Annotated in this window: 21 protein-coding genes; 19 read left to right on the top strand and 2 right to left on the bottom strand. The window is 26.7% G+C overall.

Annotated features, from left to right (window positions below):
- Positions 1–156 precede the first annotated feature (156 nt).
- From BLS77_RS04805 to BLS77_RS04765, 10 genes are all read left to right on the top strand, one after another.
- Positions 157–1383 carry a C40 family peptidase gene (locus BLS77_RS04805; RefSeq protein WP_089966381.1) on the top strand — a complete coding sequence of 409 codons (1227 nt, stop codon included), beginning with the start codon at positions 157–159 and terminating at the stop codon, positions 1381–1383.
- A 331-nt stretch (positions 1384–1714) separates the two neighbouring features.
- Positions 1715–2395, top strand: a complete 681-nt coding sequence (locus BLS77_RS04800) for a DUF1186 domain-containing protein (RefSeq protein WP_089966550.1) — start codon at positions 1715–1717, stop codon at positions 2393–2395.
- A 47-nt stretch (positions 2396–2442) separates the two neighbouring features.
- The gene (locus tag BLS77_RS04795; protein WP_089966380.1) at positions 2443–2901 is read left to right on the top strand and encodes a C-GCAxxG-C-C family protein; all 459 of its coding nucleotides are present in this window, start codon (positions 2443–2445) and stop codon (positions 2899–2901) included.
- A 166-nt stretch (positions 2902–3067) separates the two neighbouring features.
- Positions 3068–3823 carry an LbetaH domain-containing protein gene (locus tag BLS77_RS04790; protein ID WP_089966378.1) on the top strand — a complete coding sequence of 252 codons (756 nt, stop codon included), beginning with the start codon at positions 3068–3070 and terminating at the stop codon, positions 3821–3823.
- Positions 3824–4078: 255 nt separating this feature from the next.
- A complete protein-coding gene (gene guaD, locus BLS77_RS04785; protein WP_423231020.1) occupies positions 4079–5356 on the top strand; it encodes a guanine deaminase in 1278 nt (425 codons plus the stop codon).
- Between the two features lie 99 nt (positions 5357–5455).
- The gene (locus BLS77_RS04780; RefSeq protein WP_089966374.1) at positions 5456–6010 is read left to right on the top strand and encodes an ECF transporter S component; all 555 of its coding nucleotides are present in this window, start codon (positions 5456–5458) and stop codon (positions 6008–6010) included.
- Between the two features lie 8 nt (positions 6011–6018).
- The gene (locus tag BLS77_RS04775) at positions 6019–7167 is read left to right on the top strand and encodes a pyridoxal-phosphate-dependent aminotransferase family protein (protein WP_242873929.1); all 1149 of its coding nucleotides are present in this window, start codon (positions 6019–6021) and stop codon (positions 7165–7167) included.
- Between the two features lie 124 nt (positions 7168–7291).
- Positions 7292–7537 carry a DUF4372 domain-containing protein gene (locus BLS77_RS04770; RefSeq protein WP_089966369.1) on the top strand — a complete coding sequence of 82 codons (246 nt, stop codon included), beginning with the start codon at positions 7292–7294 and terminating at the stop codon, positions 7535–7537.
- A gap of 138 nt (positions 7538–7675) precedes the next feature.
- Entirely contained in the window at positions 7676–7813 is a 138-nt protein-coding gene (locus BLS77_RS19750; protein ID WP_175490768.1) for a hypothetical protein, read from the top strand.
- 9 nt (positions 7814–7822) lie between these two features.
- The gene (locus BLS77_RS04765; RefSeq protein WP_089966367.1) at positions 7823–8248 is read left to right on the top strand and encodes a transposase; all 426 of its coding nucleotides are present in this window, start codon (positions 7823–7825) and stop codon (positions 8246–8248) included.
- Between the two features lie 463 nt (positions 8249–8711).
- On the opposite strand, the gene BLS77_RS20500 is transcribed toward BLS77_RS04765, so the two are convergent.
- On the bottom strand, positions 8712–8927 hold the full coding sequence (locus tag BLS77_RS20500; RefSeq protein ID WP_278336641.1) for an ISAs1 family transposase: 216 nt from the start codon (positions 8925–8927) through the stop codon (positions 8712–8714).
- A 7-nt stretch (positions 8928–8934) separates the two neighbouring features.
- Entirely contained in the window at positions 8935–9450 is a 516-nt protein-coding gene (locus BLS77_RS04760) for an ISAs1 family transposase (RefSeq protein ID WP_089966365.1), read from the bottom strand.
- 47 nt (positions 9451–9497) lie between these two features.
- Here BLS77_RS04760 and BLS77_RS20210 point away from each other — a divergent pair, with 47 nt between their 5' ends.
- The 9 genes from BLS77_RS20210 (at position 9498) to BLS77_RS04715 (ending at position 18665) form a co-directional block, all read left to right on the top strand.
- A complete protein-coding gene (locus BLS77_RS20210; RefSeq protein ID WP_175490767.1) occupies positions 9498–10316 on the top strand; it encodes a transposase in 819 nt (272 codons plus the stop codon).
- A gap of 189 nt (positions 10317–10505) precedes the next feature.
- Positions 10506–10691 carry an IS66 family transposase gene (locus BLS77_RS20205; protein ID WP_341423415.1) on the top strand — a complete coding sequence of 62 codons (186 nt, stop codon included), beginning with the start codon at positions 10506–10508 and terminating at the stop codon, positions 10689–10691.
- 382 nt (positions 10692–11073) lie between these two features.
- Positions 11074–13227, top strand: a complete 2154-nt coding sequence (locus BLS77_RS04745; RefSeq protein WP_175490766.1) for a radical SAM peptide maturase, CXXX-repeat target family — start codon at positions 11074–11076, stop codon at positions 13225–13227.
- Positions 13228–13250: 23 nt separating this feature from the next.
- Positions 13251–13565, top strand: a complete 315-nt coding sequence (locus BLS77_RS04740) for a CXXX repeat peptide modification system protein (protein ID WP_089966361.1) — start codon at positions 13251–13253, stop codon at positions 13563–13565.
- Positions 13566–13621: 56 nt separating this feature from the next.
- Complete coding sequence (locus tag BLS77_RS19745) at positions 13622–13765, top strand: hypothetical protein (protein WP_175490765.1); 144 nt, start codon at positions 13622–13624, stop codon at positions 13763–13765.
- 26 nt (positions 13766–13791) lie between these two features.
- Positions 13792–13974 (top strand): hypothetical protein, encoded by a 183-nt coding sequence (locus BLS77_RS04735; RefSeq protein ID WP_089966359.1) that lies wholly within the window; start codon positions 13792–13794, stop codon positions 13972–13974.
- Positions 13975–14384: 410 nt separating this feature from the next.
- On the top strand, positions 14385–16043 hold the full coding sequence (locus BLS77_RS04730; RefSeq protein WP_089966357.1) for an ABC transporter ATP-binding protein: 1659 nt from the start codon (positions 14385–14387) through the stop codon (positions 16041–16043).
- A gap of 534 nt (positions 16044–16577) precedes the next feature.
- On the top strand, positions 16578–17444 hold the full coding sequence (locus BLS77_RS04720; protein WP_089966353.1) for an ABC transporter ATP-binding protein: 867 nt from the start codon (positions 16578–16580) through the stop codon (positions 17442–17444).
- Positions 17445–17504: 60 nt separating this feature from the next.
- Positions 17505–18665 carry an ABC transporter permease subunit gene (locus BLS77_RS04715; protein WP_089966351.1) on the top strand — a complete coding sequence of 387 codons (1161 nt, stop codon included), beginning with the start codon at positions 17505–17507 and terminating at the stop codon, positions 18663–18665.
- Positions 18666–18837: the final 172 nt, after the last annotated feature.

Raw genomic sequence — 18837 nt, 5'->3', positions numbered from 1 at the left:
TGTCAACATGATAACTCTTTTAATCTAGAGATTGATTTTTATTGAAAATATATTTACAAAAATATACATTAAAGCTATAATAAGGTGTAAACGTATAGTGGACCGAAGTAATTATATTAATTAAATAAAAATAGGAAATAGTAGAGAGGTATAGCTATGGGGACAAGGAGTATAGGAAAAGCTTTTATATCAACAGCAATTATAGTAGTTATAATATTAAATACAAGTATGTCTGTACTTGCAACACCTAATGAGGAAGTAATTGAAAATCAAAAGAAATACAATGTGTTAACTGAAAACATTGATAAAACACAAGGAGAAGTATATAGGCTTAATACAGAAATAGAAAAACTTACTGAAGTTATAAAAAAGAACGTGGAAGAGTTAAAAGTAATTTCTAATGAAGTGGAAGTTTCTAAAAAAGAAATGACATATAGAGAAGATGAAATAAAAAAGCAAGAGGATATGTTAGCTAAAAGGATAAGAGAACTTTATAAATCGGGAGGTCAAAATAATTTAATATTGGTTTTATTAAATTCAGAAGGAATTACAGATTTAATTTCTAAAGTTTATACTGTTGGTAAAGTAGTTGATTTAGATAAAAAAATAGTAAGTGAGCTTAAGGATAATCAAGAAAAATTAGAAAAAAGTGTAAAGGAATCAGAAAAAAAAATTAGCGATAGTGCTATTGTAACGGAAAATAATAAAAAAGCACTAGAAGAATTAGAAAATAAAAAGAAGGAACAGGTATTATTAATATCTCAAATATTATTAGAGAAAAGTAAATTTGATACTGAATATTTAGCCGTAAGTGAAATGAAAATAATAGAACCACAATTAAAAATTCTAAAAGAGTCTAATTCATTAGAAGAATTAAATGGTGCCATAGTACAACTAATAAATATTAGAGACAAACAATTAAAAAGTTTAAATTCAATAGAGCAAATTAATAAAAGTATTATTGAAGTTACAAAAAGAGTTAGTGGGTTAGAACAATATTTAAAAGATAAAGGAACAAATTTAAATTCTGGAGTGTTATCAGGAAGTTTAATAGTTAGCTATGCATATCAATTTTTAGGAAAACCATATGTAGTTGCCGGTAATGGCCCTGATGAGTTTGATTGTTCAGGTTTTACAAGATATGTGTACAACAATACTGTTGGTATAGATATTACAAGAACAACATATACACAAATTAAACAAGGGAAATCTATATCATTAAGTGAATTGCAATTAGGTGATTTAGTATTTATGTATGGGGTTGATCATGTAGGAATATATGTTGGCGGGGGATGTTATATACATGCACCACAACCAGGAGAAACTATTAAAGTATCTCAAATTACATCTTTTACAGAAGGTAGAAGAATTAGTTTTAATTGAAATAATTATTATTGAAGTAAAGTATTAATTATGTAAAGAAACTACAGTTGTAGTATTGTAGTTTAAAATGAAACTTAAGGGAACTAGAAGTAATAAACTTCTAGTTTTTTTGCTATGTGATAAATGCTATTTATTTGAGAACTATTAAGGCTTGTGAAAAAATATCAAGTAGATATGTCAAAAAAGTGAAGACAGAGAAGGTTTTTCAAAGTATAATGATAATAAACTTATTTAATAGTGACTGTACTATAATCCTTTAATTTGGGGTTATTTGAAAAAATAGATACATAATTATTAGGAGTTGCAAAAAAAGCAACAGTTAGGAGATCTTATGAACAAAACTATAGAAGAAATATTTAATGGTATTAAGCATAATGAGGGTAGATTACCCAAAGAAGAATTAGAAGAGTTAATAAGAAGAGAAGATGAAACAAGAATTTTCTTAATAGATTATATGGAAGACTTTAAAAAGGATTATAAAGTAGCACTAGAGGATATGTCATACTTTGGTCACATATATGCAACATATTTACTAGCTCAATTTAAAGAAAAGAAATTTTATGACATATATTTAGATATATTAGAATTACCAGATAATGAAGCAATGGCTTTATATGATGATGGTATTAAAGAACATGGGGGCAAGATTATTGCTTCTGTTTATAATGGAGACGATACTAGATTAATTGAAATTATACAAAGTGATAATGTGTCTAAAGAAATTAAGTATGCAGTAAAGAATGCCTTTGAAATAATACAAAGAGATAATCCTAGATATATAGACAATATTTTTGATGAAATAGTTAATTGGGAATGTTTTAAAGGAGAAGAAGAAAGAGAAGAAAAAGCAGAATTAGAAAAAGCAGAAGAAGCTTCTTTAAACAATTTAATAGCAAGTGAACTAAAAAAGGGACTTAATGACTTTATAATGAAAAATTCAGTTGAAATAGGTAGAAATGATTCATGCAGCTGTGGAAGTGGTAAGAAATATAAAAAATGTTGTGGTAAATAAGAAGGTATAAATTCCAAAAGAAAAATAATGTTTTAGGGGCGATTATATTGAATAAAATTATTGACTTAAATAAGATTAAAACTACTGCAGAAAATTACTATCGGAATGGAGATTTTTTTTGTTCTGAAGCTATAGTAAAGACAATCAAAGATGAATTTGGTCTATCTATATCTGATGATATTATTGCAATGGCTTCAGGTTTCCCAATAGGCATAGGTGGCTCTGGTTGTACATGCGGTGCAGTTGTAGGTGGTGTCATGGCAATAGGATTATTCTTTGGTAGAAATGAACCAAAAGATACAAAAGTTAATAAGGCTATGGAGTTATCTAAAGAATTGCATGATATTTTTAAAGAGAGACATAAGTTTTTATGCTGTAGGGTTTTAACAAAAGGTATGACACTTGGTTCTGAGGAACATATGGAACAATGTATTTATTTTACTGGTGAAGTAGCACAGGAAGCAGCAAAAATTATAGTAAGGGAATTAAATTTGGAAATTAAATAATAAAGATTAAATGAATCCACTAGAAAAAATTCTAGTGGATTTATTTTTATGTTTAAATGAAATGAAGTTGGATAGTATAGATGAAGCTATTATAAGCACAAATTTTAAGGGAAGGTAATAGTATAGTAGTAATAATTTTATAAAAACTACTATTGGAGGGTAAATTATGTGGAATGAAAACAAATGTATAGAACTAAAAGCTAATAAGAATTTTGATCAAAGTATTGTAGAAATTAAAAAAATAAATAATGATACTAAATATCCAGTAAACTTATATTCATATTTTGTAGGTAAAAATCCATATACATCTTTTAATGCTTCTAGCAAATATCCAAGTATTGAATCTTCTGTATTTATAGGACCATTTTCTACTATTATAGGAGATGTTACTATAAATAAACATGTCTTTATAGCTTGTAATGTAACTATTAGAGCAGATGAGGGAACACCATTTTATATTGGGTCAAACTCTAATATTCAAGATGGAGTAATATTTCATGGGCTAAAGAATAATCAATTTGTTGTAAATAAAAAAAAATATTCCATTTATGTTGGTGACAACACTTCCATTGCTCATGGTGCTTTAATTCATGGACCTTGTATTGTGGGGAATAATGTTTTTGTTGGATTTAATTCTTTAGTTTTTAATTCTATAGTAGAGGATGGATGTTATATAGCTTCAAACGCTACTGTAAGTGATGGAGTAAGGATAAAAGCAAATAAATTTGTTCCAACGGGAGCATTAATAGATACTCAGGCAAAAGCTGATGATTTAGACAATGTACCAAAGGATAGTTCTGATTTTGCAAAAAAAGTAGTGAAGGTTAATGTAGAGCTTAAATCGAGCTATTCTCTAATGTTTGGTGATGTTAAATGCAGTTGTGGGTTATGCTGTAATAGTAAAAGATTAGAGTATAATTAGCATCCATCAATTAGCAAACCTCTTTTTATTGCTAAAGAAGGGGTTGCTAGCACCACGGAGTTTGAACTTAATTTTATTTTGAAAAATATTTATTAGAGCATATATTAAATTAAAAATAAATATCTATTGCAAAAATTTACCGGTATTTGTATAATTAAATGATTGCTGATGTATATGTATGTATAAATAACTTAAAATATAAATATACCCATTCTATATATTATTAAATTATTATTTAAGGAGGTATTTATTGAAATGATATATGCAGTTAAAGGAAATATTATTTTTACTAAGACTTTAGATAAATTCAATATATTTGTAAACGGATACATTGTTGTAGAGGATAGATTAGTAAGAGGAGTTTATGAATCTCTTCCTGAAGAATTTAATAAGATAGATGTAATAGATTATGGTAACTCACTTATTATACCAGGTTTTTCAGATTTACACACACATGCACCACAATTTGCAAATATGGGTTTAGGACTTGATAAGGAATTAATGCCTTGGCTTGAAACCTACACATTCCCAGAGGAAGCTAAATTCTCAGATATTAGTTATGCTAAAAGGGTATATTCTGCTTTTATAAGGGAATTATGGAAGTTTGGGACTACAAGATCTGTTGTATTTGCTACTATTCATAAGGAGTCTACAGCATTATTAATGGATTTATTTGCAGATGCAGGGTTAGGTGCATATGTAGGAAAGGTAAATATGAATAGGAACTCACCAGAATTTCTAACAGAGACATTAGAGGATTCTATTAAGGATACAAAATATTTATTAGAAGAATACTGTAATAAGTACCCACTTGTTAAACCAATAATTACACCAAGATTCGTTCCAACTTGTAGCTTTGATCTTTTAAAAAATCTTGGAGAATTAGCTAAGGAATATAATATTCCTGTACAATCTCATCTATGCGAAAATTATAGTGAAATTAGTTTTGTTAAAGAGTTGCATCCTGAATTTGGTAATTATGCAAATATATATGACTCAGCTGGATTATTTGGAGATATGCCAACGGTAATGGCTCACTGTGTTTTAGTAGATGAGGATGAAATAGAACTAATGGCAAGAAAAAAGGTTTTTGTTGCTCATAGCCCAAATTCTAATAGCAATTTATCAAGTGGTATAGCTCCTATAAGAAGATTAATCAAAAGAGGAGTGCCTGTTGGGTTAGCAACTGATGTATCAGCAGGTCATAGCTTATCAATTACCAATGTAATGGTTAATGCGGCACAAGCATCAAATATAAAATGGATTGAGAGCAATAAAGTAGACAAGTCACTTAGTACTGTAGAGCTATTTTATCTTGCAACAAAAGGCGGGGGAGAATTCTTTGGAAAAGTAGGAAGTTTTGAAGAAGGATATGAGTTTGATGCTTTAGTTATTGATGATAGCAATTTATCAATATTTAAAACTTTATCAATAGAGGAAAGATTGCAGAAGTTCATCTATACTGGAGATGATAGAAATATTAAAGAAAGATATGTTTCGGGTAGAAAAGTAGAAGAACCGAAGTGTTATTAGAATTGTATCGATACACTTGAAAAATCCTCAATATACTATATTATTATATTAATAGTAAGTGCAGTTATAAGAAATTATAAATGAATTGAGGGATGTATAATGAATAGTAATAATATTAAAAATTTAGTGCTAAACAGTCTATTTATAGCATTAGTTTATGTAGCAACAAGATTTATAAATATACCTGGACCAACTCCAGGAGGATTATTTCATTTAGGAAATGTTATGTTTTTTACCATAGCAATTGTTTTTGGTAAAAAGGCAGGGGCAATATCAGGAGGAGTTGGTATGGCACTTTTTGATTTAACAAGTCCTTATGCTATATGGGCCCCGTTTACTTTAGTTATTAGGTTGGCAATGGGTTATATAATAGGAGCTGCAGCAGAAAAATTTCAAAAAAAGAAAGTTTATAATATAGTAAGTATTCTAGTTGGAATAACTGTAGCCACATTAGTTATGATTGTTGGATATTATATATCAGAAGTTATACTATATCATAATTTTATAACTCCATTACAATCAGTTTGGGGAAATTTTATGCAAAGTGTTGTAGGGACTGTTATAGGAATACCTTTTTCAGTAACATTAAAAGCAGCCTTAAAAAAGGCAAATGTTAATATATATCTTGAAGATAAAAGAATATCAATTAAATAGGAGGAATTATGGCAAAAATATTAATGACACCAGGGCCTACTTATATACACGAAGATGTAAGAGAGGCCTTAAGGAAGCAAATAACAAATCCTGATTTAGATATTGATTTCTTTGAATTTTATAAATATTTATGTAGCAAGATAGGCGAATTATTAAAAACAGATAATGAGATAATAATATTATCAGGAGAAGGAATATTAGGACTTGAAGCAGCTATAGCGTCATTAGTTGAACCTTCAGATAAGGTTTTATGTATTGAAAATGGTATTTATGGTTATGGGTTTGGAGATTTTGTAAAACTTTTTGGTGGGAAGGTTAATTATTGCTCATCTGATAGAAGAGAAGGAATAAATATTGAAGTTTTAAAAGAATATCTTAAGGAAAATCATGATTTTAAGGTTGCTACAGTAGTACATTGTGAAACACCTTCTGGTATAACTAATCCAGTAAAAGAAGTTGTGTCACTTTTAAATGAATATGGAATAATTTCAATAGTAGATTCTGTTTCTAGTATTGGTGGTGAAGAACTTTATGTTGATGAATGGGGAATAGATGTTGCTATAGGTGCATCTCAAAAATGTATTTCAGCGCCCCCAGGGTTAACATTTCTTTCATTAAGTAATAGAGCAAAGGAAAAAATGTATAATAGAAAAAGTAATATACCAGGATTTTATAATAATTTAACTATATGGAAGGATTGGTACGAGAAAAAATGGTTTCCATACACTCAACCAATTAGTGATTTGTATGCATTAGATGTAGCAATTGATAGAGTATTGAATAATAAAGAATTTTTAAAGATTCATGCAGACATAGCTACATCCTTAAGATATACAATAAAAGAAGCTGGTTTAGAATTATATCCTAAAAGTTTTTATTCTAACACAGTAACATCAGTAGTGGTGCCAGAGGGTATTTCTTTTAATGAAATATTCAAAGCTTTAAACAATGAATATAATATATTAATAGGTGGAGGATTTGATTTCTTAGAAAATAAAATATTTAGAATAGGACATATGGGTGAAAATTGTAATGTAAATAATATAATTATTACATTAAAAGCTTTAGATGAAATTTTTTTAAGTAGTGGAATATATCTAAAAAAATCATTAAATAAATCCTTTACAAATAATTACTTGCACAGATTGGCACTCTAGAAGAAATAAAGAATGAAAATAGACCTTAAAAGGTTTTACTGTTGCATTAATCAATAAATTTTCATGTATAAAAATCAATATTAAAGTACAACCTCCAATTATAAGATTGGAGGTTGTTTTTATTATGGATAAATTTGCAAACAGAAGTACCTTCAGAAAATTAATTAAACTTATTGATGGTAATATTGGTAGAAATTTAAGAAAGGCGAATAATCAGTATAAATACTTAAAGAATTATACAGGTCGGGATCACATTATGACAATGTTATTTTTACAAATCTCAGGTTGTGATGGGCTAAGAGATATTGATGAAAAATATAGAAAATCATCTAATGTAAATAAGGATTTTAATATGCCAACTTATTCATAACTATCTAGACTAAACAAAAGTAAGTCATGTGATTTATTTAAGAATATCTTTGAAGATTTACTTCAGAAAGCTGAGAGAGAGCTAAAGTCTTCGGTTAATATAAAGGAGTTTAAGGATATTAAAATAATAGACTCATCAGTGGTTAATATAGGTAAAGGATTAGCACCGGAACTTTATTTTCAAGATAAGAAATCTGCTATTAGGATTAGTACACCTTTTTCCTATGGAACTAAATTGCCTAGTAAAATTAATATAGCTCCTGCTAAGATAGGATAACGCACCTGTATTGATGGGTATGTAGATTCAGAAGAAAATATATATATTTTTGATAAGGGATACTTTAAGTATTCTTGGTATGATGAAATGACGGATAAGAAACAAAAATTTATAACTCGTCAGCAAAGCAATGCTGTTACGGAAGAATATTTAGCAACTTCTACTGAGATAGAAGATATGTATGATTATATCATTACAATGGGATCAGATTACAGTAAAAATAAAACTAGACATAAATATAGAGATATTTTATATTTTACGAAGGACTCTGATGAAGAATTTCGATTAGTCACCAACATATTTAATATGCCAGCTGAAGATATAATCTCTCTCTATAAAAAGCGCTGGGATATTGAATTATTATTTAAGTGGATAGAACAACATCTGACCATTAAAAAATGGGTCGGAAGGTTCCTTAACGCAATATCAATATAAATATATTCTGCCCTCATTGTTTATATTTTATTACTTCTAATAAAATATAAATTTAAAAGTAACCTAAGCATTTTTTAATATATTCCGAAAATTAAGTGTTAATATATTAGAAAAATATGCTTTAAGGAATGTTTTGTTACGGTGAATAATCATTACAATAGTGGGTATACATAATATTCCTATTAGTAATTTATAACCTAAATAATAAAACTCCACTCAATTATAATTCCATTTGTTGGAGTTTTAAATATCATACTATAAAAATTCTACCTTTCTGCAACAGTAAAACTCAAATCGTATTTATATAATTTTCGATCACACAACTATAGGTGATAGATTTGCAGGACAAACGCATGAAAACTTTTAACTACATAAGTAAAATTATAACATCACTACATTTTCATAATTTTACTTATATGTTTAATCGGATTTGTAAATATTGTAAATCGCTTCAATTTCATACTCATTTTTTCCCAGTATCTAAAAGTTTTAGTATCCCTAATGCCCATTTACGAATAATATTCATGTTTTTATTTGCAGTTTCTTCAATAGTTTTATTAGAATCTTCTCTAAATGTAACATCTAAATGCCAGTGCATTAATTCAACTTTCCAATGCTGTCTTATAGACCTAGAAAACAGCTCTATATCAGGACTTAAACTACTTATATAATACCTAATTTCTTTGCTAACTATGATATATCTTCAGTTTGATAATATTCCCTAGTTTACATTTGCCCGTGGCTCTTTTTAGTAGTTTTTTATAATTACTATTATTCTTAATGTCCTTTCGGAAACTTTCTTCGTTGAAATAGTCTATTAAATCTTTATGCAAATTACCTTGATTACCTTTTACAGCCAAAACATAGTCGGCCTTCTTAGAGATAATTTTTTCCCCAATATCAATTTGATTCCCCATTACATCTATAGTAACAACCATACCCTTTATATTTAATCTATCTATAATCTCTGGAATGGCTACTATTTCATTTTGTTTTTCTTTAACTACCGTTTGGCCTAAACAAAATCCATTTTCATCACACCAGGCTGCCACTACGTGTAACGGGTTCTTATCCTTAGTTCTACTACCTCTTATTGTCTTACCGTCAATCTTCAATATTTTCTTTATTCCTTCACCTTCTTTTGTAGTTAAATATTCATTCCATTCTACTTGTAATTGTTGAATAGCTTTTGAATCTATCATCCCGATGACACGTTAAAAAGTGTCATGAGATGGTATGCCATTCTTTAATGAAAAATATTTCCCCAAACATTCTTTATGAGAATTGCAAAATACTTCAATTTTCATTAAAAATAGGAAGAAGATCTATACCACTTTGGTATAAAGTTTTTCTATATAAAGAAGATGGAAACAAAGATTTTAATCATGTAAAACAAGGGATTAAATTTCTACATGAAATTATAACTCCATACGGATGCGAGGTCACATTACTTGCAGATAGAGGCTTTAAAAGTATGGATTTATTTAGATTTATAGATGAAGATCTTAATTGGGAATATTGTATGAGATGTACTAAAGATTTAGGTATAACAATATCGGGCAAGCCTAAAATAAATAAATTACAAGATATACTCACCTTAAAAAGAAAAGTTAAACACTTTTCAAATATAGAATTAACAGCCCAAAAGTATGTATGTAATATGGCTGTGTGCAAGGATGAAGATGCTGATGATACTTGGTTTATAGCTAACAACCTTAGTGGAAAATTTGCTATAAGAGAATATAAAAAGAGATTTGATATAGAAGAAATGTTTAAAGATTTTAAGGGTGGTGGGTTTAATATAGAGCATACTTGGAGTATGGATATTCAATATATAAAAATGCTTTATCTATGTGTTTCAATAGCTTATTGTTTTATTATTACACTTGGAGCATCTTGTTCTAAAGATAAGAAAAATAAACAATTAGGAGTAACTAAGAAGCTTAAAGGAAATATTGTTAGAATTTATAGCTTGTTTAGAGCAGGTCTTAAATGGTTTAAATTATCTTATTATTCATGTCGAAAGAAATATCTTCTAAAATTTTCATTTATATTGTATGAGTCTTAGAGTAATTTATTTACATTGACATATCGGTAGTAGTATCTTCAAAATACTCCTTACCATATTTATGAATTAATTCAATTAAAATCAACTAGGTTGTTATTTAAAAATCCATAATAATGTAATTAAGTGAATATAATAAAATTATTTTAAGAAATGTAATTTAACTGTCCGTAAGTCAGCAAAGGAGACTATATTATTAATAGTAAGGCTTATTCTAAAAAGAAAGTTAAGAAAAGTACTAGCCTTAATTTATTAAATAGATTAAGTGTTTATATGAATCAGATAATTGCTTTTATGTATGATTTTGATATACCATTTGATAATAATCTAGCAGAACGAGATCTGAGAATGACTAAGGTTAAACACAAGATATCTTGAACTTTTAGAAGTTTAGAAGGTGCTAATGCATTAACTAGAATTCGTGGATATGTATCCACGGTTCGGAAAAATAATTTAAATCCTTTAAACTGCATAAAGTCTATATTCACCTTGAATCCAATAGATCCGACCTTAGTGTAACTAAGATATAAATAGGGATATCACTGAATGTGCTATCCCTATTTCCTGCACCTAAAATTATATCAAATATAAATTTAAATAATATAGCTGAAAAGTCACAAATTATTAGATAATGTAACTTTTTGTTTTAATTAAAAAATATATATAAAAATGTAAAATGATTGATAATTATGTAAAAATAATATATAGTTATATATGTTGGATAAATAAGAATAAAATAGAAAGTGTAGGAGGAATACAATTGGAAGAAATAAATAATAATATAAAGTTTGGGTGTGGAAATATACCAACATGGAAAAATGGTGAAGCTCATGATATAACATTTGTAGTAACAGAAGATTGCAATTTAAGATGTAAATATTGCTATATATCTGGCAAAGCTTCTGAAAAAGTAATGACTATTGAAACAGCAAAGAAAGCAGTTGATTATTTGTTAGATAGCGGGGAGGTTTTTAATTCAGAGGCTGTAGTATGGAATTTTATTGGAGGAGAACCTTTGTTAGAAATAGATTTAATAGATCAGATTTGTGATTATATAAAGGTTGAGACATATAGGAGAAACCATAAGTGGGGTAATTGCTATAGGTTTAACATATGCACGAATGGGATACTTTATGATACAGAAAAAGTTCAGAATTTAATAAAAAAAAATAAATCAAATATTTCTATGGGAATTACAATAGATGGAACTAAAGAGAAACATGATTTGCAAAGGGTATATCCTGATGGAAAAGGATCGTATGATGATATAATAGATAATGTAAATAAATGGAAAGAACAGTTCGGCAGCCCAATAACAAAAGTTACAATAGGACATGATGATTTAATATATGTTGCAGAAAGTATAATTCATTTATGGAATCTAGGATTAACTAACGTGCCAGCAAATGTAGTATATGAAGATGTTTGGGAGGCTGGGGATGATGTTCTATTTGAACAACAACTTATGAAATTGGCAGATTACGTTTTGGATAATGAGCTTTGGAACAAATATAGTTGTACATTGTTTGAAGAACATATAGGGTATCCACAATCTAAAAAAGATAAGTGTAGAAATCATTGTGGAACAGGAAAAATGTTAGCTATAGATTATAGGGGGATGTTATATCCGTGCATTAGATTTATGGATTATTCTTTAAGTAGAAAGAAAGAATTTAGTATTGGCAGTATATATGATGGAATAGATTTAGATAAAGTTAGAACATTTTATGGATTAGATGCAGTGGTTCAAAGTACAGATGAGTGTTTAAATTGTGAAGTAGCAGCCGGCTGTGGATGGTGTCAGGGTAATAATTATGACAATTCGGATTCTGATACATTGTTTCAAAGGAGCACTTATATATGTAAAATGCATAAGGCTAGAGTTAGAGCCGTTAATTATTATTGGGAAAAGTTAAAAGAAAAAACAGGTAAAGAAAGGCAGTGGGTATCCAAAAATAATCATTTATATTTCATACTTTCAGATGATTCAGTAGAGCATTGTAACTATTCGAATAATGACAATGAAAATTTTATGAATCATGATGTTTTAAATAGAGGGCTAGATTTTGCTGCAAAAAATTTCTACAGGCCTGTATTATTACATTCTAATAGTAAAAGTATAATTGATTATAATAAAGTAACTAAGTACAAAGATAAAATTGATATTTATCCTGTTGAGAGAGACTTTGAATTTGGTGAAACTACAAGTTATCCTGTTTATAGTGCTCAAAATATACATTTAAAGTCAGATAAAAGTATATGTATAGTAAATATACATGAAAATGAAATTAAGGATTTAGATAGTACCGTAATAAAATTATTAGAAAAATTTCAAAGAATAAACATTAATATAAAAATAAATAGTAAAGATTTTAATTTTAGTTTATATAAAGAAAAACTTAAAAATATATCAGAAGAGATGTTGAAATACTACAAAAATGGTGTAATGAAAGAAGTTAACAAAATTACAGATATATTATTAATTGATGAAATGGAAAACTGTAACTTTGGAGTTAATAATTATGCTTTAGCTCCTAATGGAAAAATATATATATGTCCTGCATTTTATTATAATGATCCTGAAAATTATATTTGTTCTATTGGTGAAGAAATAAGTATTAAAAACCAAAATTTATTTAAAATTTCTAGTTCTAAATTTTGTAGTCAATGTGAAATATATAGTTGCAATAGATGTGTTTACGATAATAAAAAAAGAACCAGAGAATATTCTGTTCCAAGTTCGATTCAATGCAAAGTTAGTTCAATCGAATATAGTACAAGCTATAAGTTTATAAAAGAAATTGAAGATAATAAAATAGAAATAGCACAATTTAAAAGGTTAAAAGAAATAGAGTATGATGATATTATTGAGAAAATTAAAAGTGATACTTTTTCACCATACAATATGTGTTAATAAAAATATGGAGGAATTTAGTTATGAAAAACAATGTAGCAAATATAACCAAAAGTGAAAGTAAGGAAATAGAATTGATAATTGAGAAAAGTAATTCTTTAAATAGTTTAATGGAAACACTAAATGCGAATGATGAATATAGTGCCTTTAAAATATCAAATATAGATAGAATTAACAATGATTATTCAGAAATTAATTTAAAGATGAGAACCTGGTGGGGTGAAATTTTTTCGAGATATGAATTAAAAGAAGTTGAAGGCTTCACATATACTGTATCTTGTCGTGATGAATCAATTTATATGATTGATAAAATACCGGGGTGTTGCATAGGTGATTAAATATTAAATTTTTTAATTATTGTAAAAAATAAAGACTAAGAAAGGAGGTGGGAATAATGAAATTAAATTCAAAAATGTCTCAAGAATCTAATAATATAGTAGCTATGAGTTTTTGCAATGGATGCATGTTTATCTGTACGGATTGCGTATTTAGTTGTTCAGGGAATTGTACTGATGCATGTTATGGAAGCATGCGATAATATTTTAATTAGAGGGGGAGTAGTAAATGAAATTAAATTCAAAAATTGGACAAGAATCTGTTGCATCTGCACTATCTTGGTGTAATGGATGTGCATTCATTTGTACAGACTGTGTTTTAAATTGTACTAGTTGTGTTGGTTGTGTTGGAAAATGTAGTGGATGTGGAAATTCATGCTTTGGAGCAACTGGTGGGCATAGTGAAGTTTAAGATTACTTATAATATAATTTAGACTTTGAAAATTTATGATAGTCCAAATTAGTATGAAAAAATATATGAACTTTGATAATTTATTATTTGCTTTGAATGTATAACAATAAAAGAAACACATGTTAAATTAATTTACTATACAATTATATAATAGAGTGGATCTATATAATAATTGTATGGTAAATTTAAAAAATATAATTAATATGTTCAATTATTTATTTTTTTGTTTTATTTATTAAAGTACTAGCAAATAATATGAGACAACACTTGTATTTTAGTACTATTCAAATATATAAACAATATGGCTAAATTTAAGTTATATAAAAATAGAATATATTTTAAAATTTTTCATTATAGAATGATTATAAAAAGTGACAGTGATAAAATATATAGATGTGTAAGGTGGAAATATGAATACTACAATTAACATAATTAAAAAATATTATATGTTTTTTAGTAAATATAAAATTTTATTTACTATATTAATAATATCTACAATATTAGCATCAGTAACACAATTTATGACTCCTTTATATTTGGGGAAGATAATAGATGCTATCGGAGAAAAATCTTTTTTAAATATGAAACAATATATTTTTATAGTAATATTATTTTTTATAATAACTATGACTTTTAGTGTTATAGAAACATATATAAGTTCTTATTTGCAAATTAATATTCAAACAGAATTAGAAAAATATCTGTTTGATAAAATAGTTAATTCTAAAATAGAAGTTTTAGATAAATTAAAGGGACCAGAAATAATAAATAGGTTAGAGGAAGATACAAATATAATATCATCTTTTTATATAACTAAACTATCCGATTATATAATAGAAATAATAAAATTAGCAATATCAATTATTTTAATATTTATAATATCGATTAAGTTATCAATTATAGCATTGATATTGGTTCCTTTTAATTTTATTTCTACAATTATTCTGAGCAAAAAACTAAAGAAAATTCAAAGATTAACGATGACAATAAAAGATAAAAATAGAGCATATATACAAGAAATAATATATGGATATAGAGAAGTGAAAAGTTTAGTTATTGAAAATGAAGTTAGTATCGATTTTAATAAAAACATAGATATGATGAAAAACTTATCATTAAAACAAACTATATTTACAACTATATCAAATTCGGTAAGTTCAATTTCTTCATTCTCAATAAATTTAATTTTAGTAGTATATTCTGGGTGGTTAATAATTAACGGGAACTTAACATTAGGAGAGTTCGTAGCTTTTAATAGCTACATAGCTTATTTTTTATCCTCAATAAAGACAATGTGGAATATACCTATAGATATACAGTTGCTAGAAATATCAGATGACAGAGTAAGTGAGATTATAGAGTATGAGATAGAGGAATTAAAACTACAAGCGGATAATAACGACATTAGAGGAGCAATTAGATTTGAGGATGTAAACTTCAAGTATAATAATATGAATAAACTAGCAATAAATTGTTTGAATATTGAAATAGAAAATAATAAACTAACTGCACTTATCGGTGAAAATGGTGCTGGAAAAACTACAATACTAAATCTGTTAACTAGATTTTATTGTAATTATTCAGGATCTATTTTTATAGGAGAAAAAGATATAAAGGAATTTAATTTAAAAGACTTTAGGAAGAATATCACGTATATACAGCAAAGTACATTTTTATTTAATAAGTCAATAAAGGATAACTTAAAATTAGGAATAGATGATATAAGCAATGAGGAGATAATTATTGCTTGTAAAGAGGTGAATATTCATAATTATATAGAGAGTCTTCCTAATAAATACGATACAATTATTGATAATAATGGGAAAATATTATCTGGTGGACAAAAACAAAAACTAGCTATAGTAAGAGGACTTTTAAGAAAGACACCTATTTTTTTATTTGATGAGATAAATAAAGGATTAGATTTTGAGTCTAGTAGAAAGTTAATGTCAATAATTAAATGTCTTTCAAAAAGAAATACGGTAGTTATGATTTCACATAATAAAAATATTTTTGATGAGGCGGATACTATTATATATTTAAAAGATGGTGCTATTATTAATGAATAATAGAGGTTTTCACTAATTTTATAATAGATGATAGTCTATATTTCTAGCAATAAATTCCTACTTTACTTTTGAAATATATTTATAAATTTCATTTTAATAGTGATTAAAAACAATAAACCAGTTAAAGTAACGACTATAATAGCAACTACTTCAACTATATAAATTAATGTGTAATACACTATAGCAATAAAAAAATTTATAATAAAGTTTATTGTTGGGTAGTTTTCTATTTTTCCAACATACAAGTATATCTTTTATGATTTTTAATTTTTCTTATGAATAGGAGTATTAGTAGAAGTATTGATTATTAATAAAAATATTCTTAATAATCAATTTTTATTAAGAAATATAATATACAAAATGTTTAATTTTATTAGGTTAATTTTTAGAAATTTTAAATTACATGATATGAGTATAATCAATAAATTGATTAGGCAGAAAGTTAATATAATAATGATGAGAGTCTTAATGTTGTGGATAGATTTAGTTTTCAGTCAAATGGTTATAACTGAATCATACGAGGAGGAGTAGTAATTGGTATTAAATATAATGAATATTTGCAAAAAATATGGGGATAAAGTCGTACTTAAAGATTTTTCTTTGGAGCTAACCAATGGAGTCTATGGATTGCTTGGAGCAAATGGTGCAGGTAAGACTACTCTTATGAAGATTATAGTAGATATATTAAAAGCAAACTCAGGAAAAATACTTATAGATGGGGTAGATAAAAATTCTTTAGGTGATGGCTATAGGGCGTTAATAGGTTATCTTCCTCAGGAGTTGGGAATTTATAAGGACTTTAATGCTTATGATTTTTTAATGTATATGGCAGCACTAAAAGGAATAGATGGAAAAGTAGCAAAAGAAATGGTATATAATTTGTTAGAAATAACAAATTTAAAGGAGGATGCAAAAACAAAGTGTGGAAAATTCTCAGGAGGTATGAAGAGAAGATTAGGAATAGCTCAATCATTGATTAATGATCCTAAAATATTGATTTTAGATGAACCAACTGTTGGATTGGATCCAAAAGAAAGGATACATTTTAGAAATATGATATCCAATATTTCCAGAGAGAGGATAGTATTATTATCAACACATATTGTATCAGATATAGAGTTTATTGCAAATAAAGTAATAATACTAAAGAATGGTGAGTTAGTAGAAAATGAAACAGTGGAAAATTTAGTTGAAAGTATAAAAAATAAGGTATGGATTACTAGAGTCAAAGCAGAAGAGATAAAAGAACTAGAGGCAAAGTATGTAGTATCTAATATGACTCAAAAAGAAAACTATATTGAGTTAAGAATAATTAGTGACAGTATACCTTTTGATGGGTGTGAGCTAGTAAATGCTAATTTTGAAGAAGTTTATTTATATTATTTTAATTATAAAGAATAAATATATCTAAATTTTAAATATACGAATAATAAATTTGATTATTTGAGGAAGTGAGTAACTATGGGAATATTAAAATATGAGATTAAAAAATTATTTTTAAATAGAACTGCATTATGTATAATAATTGTGATTGCAATTATACCAGCATTGAGCAACTGCTTTACTGAATTAAGCTATATTAAAGGTGTTACATCTATTGATGAGTTATATCAATTAGAAAAAAAATATGAAGGTGAAATTGATGGGGAATATTTCTTGAAAAATCCAGATAAACTATCATTGATAAAAAATAGAGCCCAGTTTCAAATAGAAAATAAAGAGGAACAATTTTATTTTGATTATTATAATTCAGTAAATAACATTAATATTTATAAAGAAAATATTAAATTTAATGCGGATTCTCTTTCAAATTTAAAGTCAAAATTCGAAAGTTCTGAAAGTAAAGGTAAGGAAGAGACATATGAGTATAAAAATATCTATAAGAATTATAAAATGATAACTTCAGTACCTGAACCAAAGTTTTACTTTGCAAAAGGCTGGAATGATTTTTTTAGTCAAACGTCAAAAACATCAAATCTATTTATAGGTATCATAATTTTACTTTTAACCTCTTCTATTTTTTCAAATGAGTATTCATCAGGAATGGATAGTTTAATTTTTAGTAGTAAATATGGTAGATTTAAAATAGTGAAAGCTAAATTAATTGCGACTATAATATTTTCTATTTCTACAATTATATTTTATAATTTCATACAATTTATAGCAATAATGATACCGACAACTACTATAGGGTGGAATACCTCAATAAGAAATCAAATTGATTTTATGTATTCACCCTATATGTTAACAATGATTCAGTATCTTGGAATAAACATGCTTTTTCAGGTGATTGGAGCTATAACACTAAGTTTTATGGTAACTTTTATATCATCTTTATATAAGTCTTCTCTTGCAACTTTTTTTACATCATTTTGTATTTATATTTTACCATTTATATTAATGATATTAGGTCTATATAAAAATAATGTAGTAAATTCATTTGTAGATTTATCAATAATAAAACTTATAGGAACTTATGATGTGTTTAAAGTTTATAAGAGCTTTAATATTTTCGGTAGTCCAATATTATATCCATATATAATTATATTAGCCAATATATTTGTGGCAATTATATTTGGAATTTTAATAAAACATATTATTTCTAAAAAAGATGCAAGCTAATTTAATAATTGAGAGTAAGAATAAACTTTAGAAAATAAAATTGACTTGTCTAATGAATAGTAATAAAAATTAAAGAAATCAAATCATCAAAGTAAGGGGATATATCAGATTGATTTCTAAAAATCAACCTGATTACTTTTACTGTTGCATTAATATTGATGTTGATTTATAA

The sequence above is a fragment of the Clostridium gasigenes genome, from assembly GCF_900104115.1.
Lineage (GTDB): Bacteria > Bacillota > Clostridia > Clostridiales > Clostridiaceae > Clostridium > Clostridium gasigenes.
Note: the sequence above shows the minus strand (reverse complement) of the source record. Positions and strands in the feature narration are given on the sequence as shown.

What these genes read in the sequence shown, in the direction of transcription:
- guaD (WP_423231020.1), top strand. Translation starts at nt 4,079, where the DNA reads ATGATATATGCAGTTAAAGGAAATATTATTTTTACTAAGACTTTAGAT.
- BLS77_RS04805 (WP_089966381.1), top strand. Translation starts at nt 157, where the DNA reads ATGGGGACAAGGAGTATAGGAAAAGCTTTTATATCAACAGCAATTATA.
- BLS77_RS04760 (WP_089966365.1), bottom strand. Translation starts at nt 9,450, where the DNA reads ATGATAGATTCAAAAGCTATTCAACAATTACAAGTAGAATGGAATGAA.
- BLS77_RS04735 (WP_089966359.1), top strand. Translation starts at nt 13,792, where the DNA reads ATGAAATTAAATTCAAAAATTGGACAAGAATCTGTTGCATCTGCACTA.
- BLS77_RS19745 (WP_175490765.1), top strand. Translation starts at nt 13,622, where the DNA reads ATGAAATTAAATTCAAAAATGTCTCAAGAATCTAATAATATAGTAGCT.
- BLS77_RS04790 (WP_089966378.1), top strand. Translation starts at nt 3,068, where the DNA reads ATGTGGAATGAAAACAAATGTATAGAACTAAAAGCTAATAAGAATTTT.
- BLS77_RS04800 (WP_089966550.1), top strand. Translation starts at nt 1,715, where the DNA reads ATGAACAAAACTATAGAAGAAATATTTAATGGTATTAAGCATAATGAG.
- BLS77_RS04730 (WP_089966357.1), top strand. Translation starts at nt 14,385, where the DNA reads ATGAATACTACAATTAACATAATTAAAAAATATTATATGTTTTTTAGT.
- BLS77_RS04775 (WP_242873929.1), top strand. Translation starts at nt 6,019, where the DNA reads ATGGCAAAAATATTAATGACACCAGGGCCTACTTATATACACGAAGAT.
- BLS77_RS20210 (WP_175490767.1), top strand. Translation starts at nt 9,498, where the DNA reads ATGAAAAATATTTCCCCAAACATTCTTTATGAGAATTGCAAAATACTT.
- BLS77_RS04715 (WP_089966351.1), top strand. Translation starts at nt 17,505, where the DNA reads ATGGGAATATTAAAATATGAGATTAAAAAATTATTTTTAAATAGAACT.
- BLS77_RS04740 (WP_089966361.1), top strand. Translation starts at nt 13,251, where the DNA reads ATGAAAAACAATGTAGCAAATATAACCAAAAGTGAAAGTAAGGAAATA.
- BLS77_RS04770 (WP_089966369.1), top strand. Translation starts at nt 7,292, where the DNA reads ATGGATAAATTTGCAAACAGAAGTACCTTCAGAAAATTAATTAAACTT.
- BLS77_RS04780 (WP_089966374.1), top strand. Translation starts at nt 5,456, where the DNA reads ATGAATAGTAATAATATTAAAAATTTAGTGCTAAACAGTCTATTTATA.